Origin of the sequence: Agrobacterium tumefaciens (assembly GCF_005221325.1) — a bacterium.
Lineage (GTDB): Bacteria > Pseudomonadota > Alphaproteobacteria > Rhizobiales > Rhizobiaceae > Agrobacterium.
Window position 1 is genome coordinate 1,837,551 of the sequence record NZ_CP039889.1, and the last position, 12,170, is coordinate 1,849,720.

Genomic DNA, 12,170 nt, shown 5'->3' on the forward strand with positions numbered 1-12,170 from the left:
CCACCCAGCGCCATGCAATCTGAGCGATTGCCGGCTGTTCGGCGGAAAAAGGCCGTTATTGCTTTTTCTCGCCGATATCGGAGGTCGTGCGCCGGTCGAGGGCCTTGCCGTCGAGAATGTTTTTCAGGACGTCGAGACGGTCGTTGATCAGCCATCCATAATAGTTTTCAACCGGCAGCAGTTTTTTTGCGCCGGCATCCACGGCGGTCCGCAGTCGTTCCGCGCGTCGTCTTGGTTGGCCGACATTGTAGAGCGTGGCGGTGATGCCGGGGTTGCCGGAAATGTCGAAGCCCTTTTCCCTGTAGGCGTCGATGGAATCCCTGATGATGGCGGCGATGTAGAGGATGCTGCGGTCGGGATCCATGACGTCGCGGTAGATATCCTTCGGCCTGTCTGCCGAGAGTTTCGGCAGGCCGCTCGTTTTGTTCACGAGATCGGTGACCTGCAGGGCCGTCAGCGGGCTGATCTGGCCGAGCCCGAAAGTCTGCCCCGCGTAAAAGGGCTGGAAGAAGGCCCGCTGGAAGGAGATTGCCTCATAGCTCGCGCCATCCACTACCTTGCCACGGAAGCTCTGGTCCCAGACGGTATCGCGGCAGCTCCATTGTTCCGACGTGGTGGTAAGGGCTTCGCAGGAGCGGAATTCCGGCCGCTGGAGAAATGTCTTCAGGGCCACGCCGTTATAGCTGAACTTGATATCGAGTTCGGCATAGGAGATGGCCTTGATATAATAGGTCTGCATGCGATCCACGGCCGAGACGTTGAAGGTATGTTCCCCGACGATCGCGCCAACGATGTGGATCGGGTCGATGCCGTAGGCCGCACCGGCCTTCCTGATCTTGCCCAGCAGGCCGGGTTCACTGTTCAGGAGATCGACCGTCTTGCGGAATTTTTCCTCGTAGGTCGTGGAGAAGGCTTTCGTCCTGATGGCCGAGGCCTGCGGTATTTCGGGCTGTTCTGCCGAGCGGTTACCGGGGGGCACAACGACCATCTGCTGGGCTGCGGCATAAGAAGGCAGGAAGGTCAGCGCCAGAAGGACAGCGGCCGCGCGGGTGGACTTCGCAAACAGGCTCATACAGCGTTCTCTATGATGGGGGTCGTGTTGCGGTGAGGGCTCCTTCTTAAGGCAGGCCGCCTGCGCGTGGCAAGTTGCCGCCGCTCACTTTACCGTTGTTGCCGCCCGGAATGCTGTCGCCGCTCCTTCTGCAACCATCCGGGCCGGAATTTTCGGAGTCGTTAAAAGTCGAGCATTTTGTTTCATGGGACCTCAAGTCGCCACGGATAGCTCATGTCGTCAGGAGACGAACATGACCCATCTCATCAAATCGCTGCAAGCATGTTTCATTCTGGCCGTCGTGGGTTTGGCCGCGCCGGCGCAGGCGTCTCCCTCGATGCAGACGGGCAGGATCACGTCACAACCCGTCGGGCACTATGACTTCTGCCAGCGGCATTCGGCTGAATGCCAGCCGATCAAGGAAATGCCGCCGCTCAGTCTTACCCCTGATGTCTGGGCTACCCTCGTTTCGGTCAACAATGCCGTCAATACCGAGATTGACCAGCGGACCGACATGGAAGTGTGGGGTTACGAAGATTATTGGGAATATCCCTATAACGGCGCGGGAGACTGCGAGGACCTTGCGCTGGAGAAACGGAAGCGGCTTATGGATGCCGGTTTGCCGGTTTCCGACCTGCTGATCACCGTCGTCAGGGACGAAAAAGGCGATGGCCACGCCATCCTCACGGTGAGAACTGACCGCGGAGATTTCATTCTCGACAATATGAAGTCGAAGATTTTTCGCTGGGACGAAACGCCCTATACCTATCTCAAGCGTCAATCCACGGAGCATGCCGGTCGGTGGGTGGATATTGAAGGCTCCGGTTCGCCCGCCATCGCCGCCCGTGAGGTTGGCCGCGCCACCGCCACCTCCGCCACCTCGCGTCGCAACATCCTCGACATCATCATGGGGCGCTGAAGCTTTCGCCTCTCATTGTGGACGCGGAAAGCCCTCAAAGGGGCTGTCCGGTCCCAATATGCCGCATGTTTCGCTTCACCGGCCTCCGAGGCCGGCTCCCGTTTCTTCATCGAACAAATGCAGGTCGGTCGGGTTGATGTCGAGGCCGACGACTTCGCCGCTCCTGACCTCACTGCGTCCCTGTATCGCGATGACCACTTCGGTCGATGTGCCGAGGGTGAGGAAAGTGGCAGAACCGGTGGTTTCCACGGCCGAAACGGGTAACGTCAGCGCCGCACCGATTGCTGTTGCGGGCCGGATATGTTCCGGCCTGATACCGACAATGATGCGCTTGCCGGGCGGTAAGGGAGCCGGGTTTCCGATGGACTGCTGCGGCTCGCCTTCGCCGAATTGCAGCAGGAGCGAAGCGCCGTCCGGGCTGACCACGGCCGGAATGAAATTCATCGCCGGCGAGCCGATGAAGCCTGCAACGAAACGATTGACCGGGCGGTCGTAGAGTTCGAGCGGCGTGCCCTGCTGCTCGATCACACCATCGCGCATGACGACGACATGATCGGCCATGGTCATCGCCTCGATCTGGTCATGCGTGACATAGACCGAGGTTGCATGCAGGCGATCATGCAGCGCGCGGATTTCCTTGCGCATATGGACGCGCAACGCCGCATCGAGGTTGGAAAGCGGCTCATCGAACAGGAAGGCCTGCGGGTTGCGGATGATCGCCCGGCTCATGGCCACACGCTGGCGCTGGCCGCCGGAGAGTTCGCGCGGATAACGCTTCATCAGCTTGGAAAGTCCGGTCGTGGCCGCAACCTCTTCCGCTGCCTTGCGGGCTTCTGCCTTGGCGACGCCGCGCATGCGCAGCGAATAGGTGAGGTTTTCCTCCACCGTCATATGCGGATAGAGCGCATAGGACTGGAACACCATGGCCACATCGCGCTTTCGCGGCGGCACACCGTTCATGAGCGTGCCGGCAATGCGCATATCGCCTGCCGAGATGCTCTCCAGCCCGGCCAGCGAGCGCAAAAGGGTGGACTTGCCGCAGCCGGAAGGACCGACAAGTGCGACGAAGGTGCCCTTCTTGATGGAAAGGTCGATATTTTTCAGAGCATGGAAAGCGCCGTAATATTTGTTGACGCCGGAAAGTTCGATCTGAAGGGTCATTTGAGCGCTCCTGATGTCAGGCCGGACACGATGCGGCGCTGCAAGAGAATGAAGAGGGCGAGAATGGGCGTCACATACATGGTCGCATAGGCCATGATGTTGTTCCATTCGCTGGTATTGGGGCCCATGAAGGAATTGAGGCCGACGCTGGCTGGCTGCAATTCCGCTGCCTGGATCATCGATTTCGAATAAACGAATTCACCGAAGGCCTGCATGAAGATGAGAATGGCGCTGACGAGAATGCCGTTTCTGGCCAGCGGCAGCACGATGTAGAAAAAAGCGCCGACCCGCGAGTTACCATCCACAAGTGCTGCCTCTTCCAGCTCCTGCGGCACGGCCATGAAGGTGGCGCGCACCAGCACGACAAAGAAGGGCATGCTTTTGGCCGCAATGGCAAGGATGACCGACAGGCGCGGATAGTCCAGAAGCCCGAATTGCGAGAAGCCGACGAAGATCGGCGTGATCATCAGCGATGCCGGCAGGACTTGCAGCATGAGGATGAGGAACAGGCCGATATCCACCCAGACATTTCGATATCGGGCGAGAACATAGGCGCAGCCGACACCGAGAATGGTGATCAGCAGCACCGCGCTGGAGGCGATCAATACAGAGTTCCACAGGTAACGCCCCATGTTGCGGCTTTCCCAGACATAGGCATAGGTTTGCCATTGCGGGTCGCCGGGCCAGAAGGCGGGCGGATTGGCGAACATTTCCGAGCCGCTTTTGAGCGAGGTCAGATACATCCAGTACAGCGGAAAGAGATAGATGATCGCGAGAATGATGGCGATTGCCAGCATCAGGCGGTTGCGGTTGGTGATGCTCATCCGCGCACCTCATGCCGTGTCGAGCGTACATAGACGACGGAAGCCAGCATGACGAAAACGATCATGATGACGGATATCGTCGCGCCCTTGGCGAAATCATATTGCCGGAAGGAAAGATCCCAGGCCCAATATTGCGCCACGTTGGAGCTGTTGTTCGGCCCGCCATCGGTAATTGCGGCAAAAAGATCGAATTGCTGCAGCGTGAAGATCAGGCCGAGCGAGACGATCGCGCCGATGGTGGAGCGCATCATCGGCAGGGTGATGGTGTAGAAACGCTGCCAGGCGCTGGCGCCATCCAGTTCCGCCGCCTCGTAGAGATCGCCGGGAATGGAGGCGAGGCCCACCGAAAGCAGGATCATATTGAAGGAGGTGCCGAGCCAGACATTGGCGATGACGACGGCCCAGAGCGAAAAATTCGCGTCCGAACGCCAGAAGATATTGCCCGATATCAGGTCGCTTTCCCGCAGGAAGAAATTCAGGACGCCGAAATCACCCGACAGGATCCAGTTCCAGATCGCGCCGACGACGAGGCCGGGCATGACCCAGGACACGAGGAACAGGCCGCGCAGCCAGGTGGCGCCCGGAAAATTCACCCAGAAGAACAGCGCAAGTCCGAAACCGATGGCGAACTGCCCGGCAATCGAGGCGACCACGAAGGTGACGGTGTTCATCAGGATCGGTAGGGTTTCCGGCTGCCGGAACAGATCGACATAATTCTTGAAGCCGACGAATGGGCGCACGAAGGTGCCCAGACTGAACATATCGACTTCCTGAAAGCTCATGACGATGTTGTAGATGAGCGGCAGTCCCGCCATGACGAACAGGAAGCCCAAAGGAAAAGCGACAAGGACGATGTCGAACCCGCGACCGTCGTTGACGCTGGAAAACAGTTTTTTCATGAAACATCCTCACAAGCTCCGATCGGGGCCGCCGCTGCATGTCGCAGCAGGCAGCCCCACCGGGAGGAACCCGTGGATGGGGCCGGATGAACCCGGCCACCTACCCATATGGATCAGCCGTCGACCAGCTTTATCTTTTCAGCGGCCTGATCAAGTGCCGCCTTCGGCGTCATCTGACCCGACAGGGCGCCCTGGATGGCATCCTGGATGGCCTTGGAAATCTTCGGCCATTCCGGTGAGGGACCGCGCGGCTGCGCATATTTCAGCTGTTCAACGAAGGTCTTGAGCGCTTCGTCCTTCAGCGCATTGCCGGTGGGCGGAACCGGAATATCGGAACGTGCCGGCAATTGGCCGAAGTTCTTGAACATGTCCTTGTCCTTCGAGGCGAAGAACTCGATCGCCTTGAAGGCTTCGGCGGGATGTTTGGTCTTGGAGAAGATCGCCCAGTTGTAGTCGCCCATGGCCGAAGACCGCGGCGCGTCCGGTGTCGGAACCGGCAGCAGCGTCACGCCCCAATCGAACTTGGCGTCCTTGAGCATGCGGTCGATTTCCCAGGGGCCGGAGATTGCCATGGCCGCGTTGCCAGCATTGAAGGTAGCGGTGGAGTCCCACTGGCTGCGCGTCAGCGTATCCGGCGAAGCGAGCTTCTCGTCGAGCAGGGTTTTCCACGTCGCAAGCGCCTTCACCGCGCCATCGGTGTTGATGTTCTTGTAGGTCGCGCCCGCCATCTGCGCCCAGGGCAGGAACTGGAAGGTGCCTTCCTCGTTCGCCTTGGCGCTGAAGCTGATGCCGTAGACATTCTTCGCGGGGTTGGTGAGTTTGCGGGCAGCATCCACCAGCTCGTCCCAGGTCTGCGGCGGTTTTGCCGCATCGAGACCGGCGGCCTTGAACAGGTCCTTGTTGTAATAAAGCGCAATCGTGTTCGTCGCTTTCGGAACGCCGAAATATTTGCCGTCCCACGTCACCGATTTCAGCGGACCCGGAAAGTAGTTTTCCGTCTTGATGACATCCGACTTCGCAATCATGTCCGTCACGTCGAGAAAGGCGCCGCGTGAGGCGAACATGGCGTGGTTGGGGTTATCGATGGCGATGATATCAGGTGCATTGCCGGTCGAATAGGCGCGCATGGATTCGCTCACCACATCATCGAATTGCAATTGCCGATATTCGATCTTGATGCCGTTGTTGAGCGCGTTGAACTCTTTGATGAGGTTCGGCGCGGGCTGGATATCACGATCCAGCGACCACAAGGTCAAGGTCACATCTTCCGCATGCGCAGTCATCGCACCGGCAGATACGCTTGCCAGAACAAGCGCACCGGCCATCATGTATTTCGCGATACCCATAATCTCCTCCTCTTGGTTATCGTCGCTGCTTTATCTGGAAACCTTCTCCCGAAAGGTCTCCGTTATGTCGGATCGACGACGAAATCGCCGCCGCGGCATTTTTTCAGATAGTTCAGGCCATGCACTTGGCCCGTCATTTCCAGCGCGTCGCGATAGACCGGGTCATGCCAGCCTTCGATGTCGATCGAGCCGGACCAGCCGGCGAGGCGCAGTTCGGAAATAATGTCCGTCCAGTTGCTGTCGCCGAAGCCCGGCGTGCGCATGAAGACGAATTTCTCCTTGCCGAAAATGCCGTGCTCGCGAATGACGTCCCAGCGAATGGTCGCGTCCTTGCCGTGCACATGGAAAATCTTGTCCGCCCATTTGCGGATCTGCGGCAGCGGATCGATGAGATAGACCATCTGGTGGCAGGGTTCCCATTCGATGCCGATGTGCTCATCCGGCGTTTCGTTGAACATCAGTTCCCAGGCATCGGGATTATGCGCGATGTTCCAGTCGCCTGTCTGCCAGTTGCCGTCCATGGCACAGTTTTCAAAGGCGATCTTCACGCCCTTGTCGGCGGCGCGCTTGGCAAGCTCGCTCCAGATTTGCCTGTATCTGGGCAGGCTTTCCGGCAGCGGTTTGCCGCGCAGCCTGCCGGTGAACCCGGCAACGCAGGTGGCGCCGAAATGATGGGCGTTGTCGATACAGTCTTTCCAGCCCTGCAATGTCTCAAGGTCGATCTCGGTTTCCTCAAGCGGATTGCCGAACATGCCGAGCGTGCCGATGGTGATGTCACGGTCGCCGATTGCCTCAAGGCAGCGCTTGCCGAGTTCGGCAAGGTCCTGCCCATTGGTCGTCTGCCAGAAGAATGGCTCGAAGCTTTCAAAGCCGAGATCGGCGATCTGGCCGATGCGCTCAGCCGCCTGTCCCTTACTGGCGCTGACCATGGTGCCGATGCGGATGGATGTTGCCGGATTGCTCACGTCTTTCAGTCCTTATGCTGCAATGGAAACACGCTGGCCGAGGCGGGCGCTTTCGATCGCGCCGATCACCATGGCAAGGCTGTTGATGTTGTCGAAGGAGGCCGTTTCCGGCATCTCACCCGTGCGGATGGATTCGAGGAACGAGAGAATGACGCTGGCATGGCCGCGCGTGTCCTTCTCGGAAACGGCATCGGAAACGTTTACGGTCTTAAATCCACGCAGAAGCCCCGGTTCGTCCCCGGCCACGGAGGCGGAGAAATTGTCTTCGCCGTCCCAGAGGATCATGCCCTTGGAACCGATCAGCCGCCAGCGCGCTTCCCAGCTGGTCCGCTCGCCTTCGGCGCACCATGAACCGCGATAGGTGAAGACGACATCATTTGAGAATTCGAAAATGGCGTTGGCGCTCGCCCCATGGGCATACCAGGAGCCGACCGGGTTCTTCTCCACGCAAAAGACGGAAAGGGGCTTTTCATTGGCAACAAAACGGGCTGCATCGAAGGTGTGGATCGCCATGTCGAGAAGCAGGACGTTCTTCATCTCCTCACGAAAGCCGCCGAAATGCGGGCCGAGGAAGAAATCGCAATGGATGGCCGTCAGGTCACCAATGACGCCGTCTTCCAGTGCGCGGCGCAGCCGCCGGATACCGGCAATAAACCGCCGGTTTTGCACCACAGCATGAATTTTGCCGGCTTTTTTCGCCAGCTCCACCAGCGTGGCGGCTTCCTCCATCGAGGCGGCAAGCGGCTTCTCGCTGAGGACGTGGCATCCGGCCGCGAGACCGGCTTGAACCACGGCAAAGCGTGCCTGCGGGATGACGATATCAAAAAGGATGTCGGCTTTCGTTTCAGCAAGAACCGCGCGAAGATCGGTGCCGATGACCGCGTCAGTGAGAGCGAATTCTTCGGCAAGTGCGCGGGCCGTGCCCTCGTTCAGATCAACCAGCCCGGCGATCCTTATCGCGCCGGCGATTTCCGGCGTGGATTGAATGGCGCGCAACCAGCCTTTGGCCATGGCTCCGCACCCGCATAAAACCGCATTAACTGTCATCTCATCTCCCCGGGCTCTTTTGCAAACTCCTCTTTGCGCAGAGCGTCGTAAACGTTTACGAGACTATGCCAACGATGTTAGATATGTCAAGACCGTTAAGAGACGCGTTGATTTCGCGTCAGGCCTGGGAGGGGAATGCATGAAAGGAATCCGGCAGCTTGCCGACTATCTGGAGATATCGATAGGCACCGTTTCCCGTGCCCTGAACGGCAAGCCCGATGTGAACGAAGAGACGCGACGCCGTGTTCTCGAAGCGGCGGAAAAGCTCGGTTATGTCGCCAACCAGTCCGGCCGCAGCCTCAGGCAGGGAACCACCAATGTCATCGGCCTGATGACCGGCAGCGACGCGCAGACCGTTGAAAACTCCGACAACTTCTTTCTGGGTGTGACGGATGGCCTGCAAAGCGTGTTTTCCGGACATAATCTCGATCTCATCGTGCTGCCCTGCCCGGGGGAGGAGGATCCGGATGAATATTTGAAGCGCATGGTGGCTCGCCGCATGGTGGATGCGATGATCATTTCCGCGACCCGGCGCACCGACAAACGTGTCGATTTCCTGAAGCAGAACCGCCTGCCTTTCGTGGCGCTCGGCCGAACAGCTTCCAGCGATGATCACGCCTGGATCGACCTCGATTTCGAGGGTGTGGCGAAAAATGCCGTCGACCGGCTTGTTGCCGCCGGGCATCGTTCGATCGCTGTGGCTGCGCCCGACAGCGATATCAATCTCGGTTACGTTTTTCTGGAAGGATACAGGCGCGCGCTGGAAGACAATGGCATCGCCTATGATTCCTCCCTGGTCATCCGCGCCAAATCGAGCGAGCAGGGCGGTTATCACGCCGCCAGCGAATGGCTGCAGATGCGGCCCCGGCCAACGGCCATCGTGCTGATCTACGAGTTGATGGCGGTCGGTCTTTATCGCCGTCTTGCGGAAGCGGGCCTGAAAACGGGGCGGGATCTCGCCGTCATCGGCTTCCGCGATGGTCCACGCGGCCAGTTTCTCGAGCCGCGCCTCACCAGTTTCCGCATGTCCCTGCATGATCTCGGCGTGACGGTGGCGCAGACGCTATTGTCGACCATGCCGGCCTATGCGCCGTTTTATCCCGAGCAGGCCCGTCATTGCGTCTGGCCCATGCTTCTGGTGCCAGGCGAGAGCGATCCCGCGCCTGCTCCACAGGCCGCTGCGTCCGGTGGCGTCAAAGCTTGACGTCGTTAATGCTGACGACGCCAAAAGGATTGAATTTATATTCGTCTTCCTCATACCGTGTGTCGTCGGCGAGGGTGGCGCGACGATCCTTCACGGCTGCCTCGACGCCGTCACGCGCCATTTGATCGGCGACATCGTCCATCAACGCAGCGATCTTCAACTGTTCGGCGTTCGTGGACGGCTGATCCCCATTTTTGGTAAAGCGCACCTGCACATCTGGCAATCCAATCAGGTGAAACCCCACGCTCGTCATACCCTCGGCATCGTCGCCTATGGGGCGGCGCGCGAAAGCCAGACGGCAGGTTCTGGCAAGCGCCATTCCATCATCGGCAGCTGCTTCGCTGCGCGATTGCTCGAAGAGCTGCTTCCAGCGCCTTGCTCCATGGGCAACGCCTGCACTTTCCCCCTTCACGGCGATGGCGCCGCTGTCGAGCATATGCTGTACGAATCTGAGGGCATCTGTGGTTGTCTTCACGGCTGCTTCGGCATCCATGGACGGGCCAAGCACATAAAGAACCGAGCCGTGCCTGGCGACGGCCTCCTCATCTTCCGGCTGGTAGGCATCGGGGTCGACGCGGTCCCAGCAGACATTGAAGGAACGGTCCATCCGGTCGTCCGGCTCATCCTGCGAATAATCCTCGTCGAGGCTGAAATCCGGCGCAAAATCACCGATCGCGGCGCGGGCACTCTTCTGGAGCGCCTCCAGCCCGTTTTCAGGGCCGAGAAAACAAAGGATATGTCGCGGCTTGTAGCTGGAACGGGAGGCGGCAAAGGCTGCCGGCTTGCTTGATGCTGCGCTGAGAGACGGCCTTGCCAGCACAAGCCCGCCCAGAAATGCGAGAACTCCACGACGTCCTGAATTCATCCGATATCCCCCGGGTTTCCATCAACAGGATGAAAAAGTTTTATACTGGCATGGATGATTCAAGCCATATGGCTTTCGCTATCTTTGGCATGGCGGTTTCAGAACGTGTCGCGAGCGGGCAGGGCGAAACGGCACTGAGCCACCCGCCGCCACTTCGTCAACTGCCGTATTGATCATCCGACACATGTTCCATCCAGTCCACCACCTTGCCGTCCTTCACCTCCTGAAGCGCAATATGGGTCATGGCCATATTGGGTGCTGCGCCGTGCCAGTGTCTTTCGCCCGGTGCGAACCACACGATATCGCCGGGCCGAATTTCCTCCACCGGCCCACCCTCACGCTGCGCGCGGCCAAGGCCGGATACCACGATCAGGGTCTGGCCAAGGGGGTGGGTGTGCCAGGCGGTGCGCGCGCCGGGTTCAAAGGTGACCTGGGCACCCTGCACCCGCTCGGCATCGAAAGGGTTGAAGAGGGGATCGATGCGGACCGTACCGGTGAACCAGCCGTCCGGGCCTTTGGCCGATGCCCGTGTTCCCGAGCGCAATATTTCCATGGTCATTCTCCTGACGAGTCTCGTGCGGCGATTTGATGCGGGAATGCCCCTTTTGTCCACAGGGGAGTGAAGAGCCGATCACGCGGCAGGCTGGTGTGCGTCTTTATATCCCGTTTTTGAAGGGGTTATCTTTGCTCATAGTTGGTGCCTTTTCCATAGCTGCCGGGCGGCATTTCGCTCCCTCACACCTATCCCGATAAAAATCATTCTCGGGATTGACTCGAATATGAAACCGGTTACATTCGCCAATGTAAACGGTTTCATCATTGAGAACCGTGCTTGGAGGAGCAAACTTTCATGTTTAGACATTTGATGGCTGCCGCCGCGATGGTGCTGGCGGCCGGCACGTCCGTGCACGCGCAGGAGCAGAGCTTCAAGATCGGTCTTTCCAATTCCTTCGTCGGCAGCGAATGGCGCACGCAGATGATCGAAGAGGCCCAGGCCGCCGCCAAGGCGTGGGGCGAAAAGGGCGTCAAGGTCGAAGTCGTCGTTCAGAGCGGCAATGTCGATGTGCAGGGGCAGATCGGCCATATCCGCAATTTCATGAACCAGGGCGTTGATGCGATCCTCATCAATCCCGGCAGCCCGACCGCTTTCGATCCGATCTTCGCGCAGGCCAAGGCGCGTAACATCCTCGTCATCGCCACCGACGCCGAAGTGTCCTCCAAGGATGCGATCTATGTCGGCATCGACCAGAAGGCATGGGCGGCGCAATCCGCGCAATGGCTTGCGGATTCGCTGAAGGGCAAGGGAAGCGTGGTCGCCATCAACGGCATCGCCGGCAACCCGGCAAACGAAGCCCGCGTCGCCGGTTACCGTGAGGTGTTCAAGAAATATCCTGACATCAAGGTGCTGAACGAAGCCAATGCGAGCTGGGATCAGGCGCAGGGCCAGCAGGCCATGCAGAACCTGCTCGCTACCTATCCCGACATCAGCGGCGTCTGGGTGCAGGACGGCATGGCGGACGGCGCATGGCGCGCCATCGAGGGCGCCGGCAAGACCAAGGACATTGCCGCAACCGGTGAAATCCGCAAGGACTTCATGACCCGCTGGGAAAAGGAAAAGTTCAATTCCGGCGCTTCGGTCAATCCTCCTGGTGTCATGGCCAGCGCGCTCAATGTCGCTGTCTTGAAGCTGCAGGGCAAGGAATTCAAGGACGGTATCTTCGGCGGCACCTATGGTAACGCCATCTATATTCCGATCCCCTTCGTCAGCAACGACAACCTTGCCGACAATATCAAGGCCGCCGATGGCAAGCCCGGCTACTGGTCCGTCACGGCAACCGTGACGCCGGAGCAGGCAGGCGAGTTCTTCAAGTAATATCCGTACCGGGCCG

Annotated in this window: 12 protein-coding genes; 3 read left to right on the forward strand and 9 right to left on the reverse strand. The window is 59.2% G+C overall.

Annotated features, from left to right (window positions below; genetic code table 11):
- Positions 1 to 55 precede the first annotated feature (55 nt).
- Complete coding sequence (locus CFBP5499_RS23395; protein WP_080827904.1) at positions 56 to 1,072, reverse strand: DUF1402 family protein; 1,017 nt, start codon at positions 1,070 to 1,072, stop codon at positions 56 to 58.
- 232 nt (positions 1,073 to 1,304) lie between these two features.
- On the opposite strand from CFBP5499_RS23395, the gene CFBP5499_RS23400 reads away from it, so the two are divergent.
- Positions 1,305 to 1,970, forward strand: coding sequence for a transglutaminase-like cysteine peptidase (locus tag CFBP5499_RS23400; protein ID WP_080827903.1), 666 nt, complete (start codon positions 1,305 to 1,307; stop codon positions 1,968 to 1,970).
- Positions 1,971 to 2,045: 75 nt separating this feature from the next.
- Here the strand turns inward: CFBP5499_RS23400 and CFBP5499_RS23405 are convergent, their stop codons facing one another.
- The 6 genes from CFBP5499_RS23405 to CFBP5499_RS23430 form a co-directional block, all read right to left on the reverse strand.
- The gene (locus CFBP5499_RS23405; protein ID WP_080827902.1) at positions 2,046 to 3,131 is read right to left on the reverse strand and encodes an ABC transporter ATP-binding protein; all 1,086 of its coding nucleotides are present in this window, start codon (positions 3,129 to 3,131) and stop codon (positions 2,046 to 2,048) included.
- Entirely contained in the window at positions 3,128 to 3,955 is an 828-nt protein-coding gene (locus tag CFBP5499_RS23410; RefSeq protein WP_080827901.1) for a carbohydrate ABC transporter permease, read from the reverse strand. The genes CFBP5499_RS23405 and CFBP5499_RS23410 overlap by 4 nt, the downstream gene beginning before the upstream one ends.
- The gene (locus CFBP5499_RS23415; RefSeq protein ID WP_080827900.1) at positions 3,952 to 4,854 is read right to left on the reverse strand and encodes a carbohydrate ABC transporter permease; all 903 of its coding nucleotides are present in this window, start codon (positions 4,852 to 4,854) and stop codon (positions 3,952 to 3,954) included. Before CFBP5499_RS23415 ends, CFBP5499_RS23410 begins: the two co-directional genes overlap by 4 nt.
- 113 nt (positions 4,855 to 4,967) lie before the next feature.
- Positions 4,968 to 6,200: an ABC transporter substrate-binding protein gene (locus tag CFBP5499_RS23420; protein ID WP_080827899.1), complete on the reverse strand. Its 1,233-nt coding sequence runs from the start codon at positions 6,198 to 6,200 to the stop codon at positions 4,968 to 4,970.
- Positions 6,201 to 6,262: 62 nt separating this feature from the next.
- Positions 6,263 to 7,165 (reverse strand): sugar phosphate isomerase/epimerase family protein, encoded by a 903-nt coding sequence (locus CFBP5499_RS23425; protein ID WP_080827898.1) that lies wholly within the window; start codon positions 7,163 to 7,165, stop codon positions 6,263 to 6,265.
- Positions 7,166 to 7,177: 12 nt separating this feature from the next.
- The gene (locus CFBP5499_RS23430) at positions 7,178 to 8,212 is read right to left on the reverse strand and encodes a Gfo/Idh/MocA family protein (protein ID WP_080827897.1); all 1,035 of its coding nucleotides are present in this window, start codon (positions 8,210 to 8,212) and stop codon (positions 7,178 to 7,180) included.
- Positions 8,213 to 8,351: 139 nt separating this feature from the next.
- On the opposite strand from CFBP5499_RS23430, the gene CFBP5499_RS23435 reads away from it, so the two are divergent.
- A complete protein-coding gene (locus CFBP5499_RS23435; RefSeq protein ID WP_080827896.1) occupies positions 8,352 to 9,416 on the forward strand; it encodes a LacI family DNA-binding transcriptional regulator in 1,065 nt (354 codons plus the stop codon).
- Here the strand turns inward: CFBP5499_RS23435 and CFBP5499_RS23440 are convergent.
- Together CFBP5499_RS23440 and CFBP5499_RS23445 are read right to left on the reverse strand one after the other, a co-directional pair.
- Complete coding sequence (locus CFBP5499_RS23440) at positions 9,406 to 10,281, reverse strand: hypothetical protein (protein ID WP_080827895.1); 876 nt, start codon at positions 10,279 to 10,281, stop codon at positions 9,406 to 9,408. The genes CFBP5499_RS23435 and CFBP5499_RS23440 overlap by 11 nt on opposite strands.
- A gap of 157 nt (positions 10,282 to 10,438) precedes the next feature.
- Positions 10,439 to 10,834, reverse strand: a complete 396-nt coding sequence (locus CFBP5499_RS23445; RefSeq protein WP_080827894.1) for a (R)-mandelonitrile lyase — start codon at positions 10,832 to 10,834, stop codon at positions 10,439 to 10,441.
- Positions 10,835 to 11,131: 297 nt separating this feature from the next.
- Between CFBP5499_RS23445 and CFBP5499_RS23450 the strand changes: the two genes are divergently transcribed.
- Positions 11,132 to 12,154 (forward strand): substrate-binding domain-containing protein, encoded by a 1,023-nt coding sequence (locus CFBP5499_RS23450; protein ID WP_080827893.1) that lies wholly within the window; start codon positions 11,132 to 11,134, stop codon positions 12,152 to 12,154.
- The last annotated feature ends 16 nt before the right edge of the window (positions 12,155 to 12,170 follow it).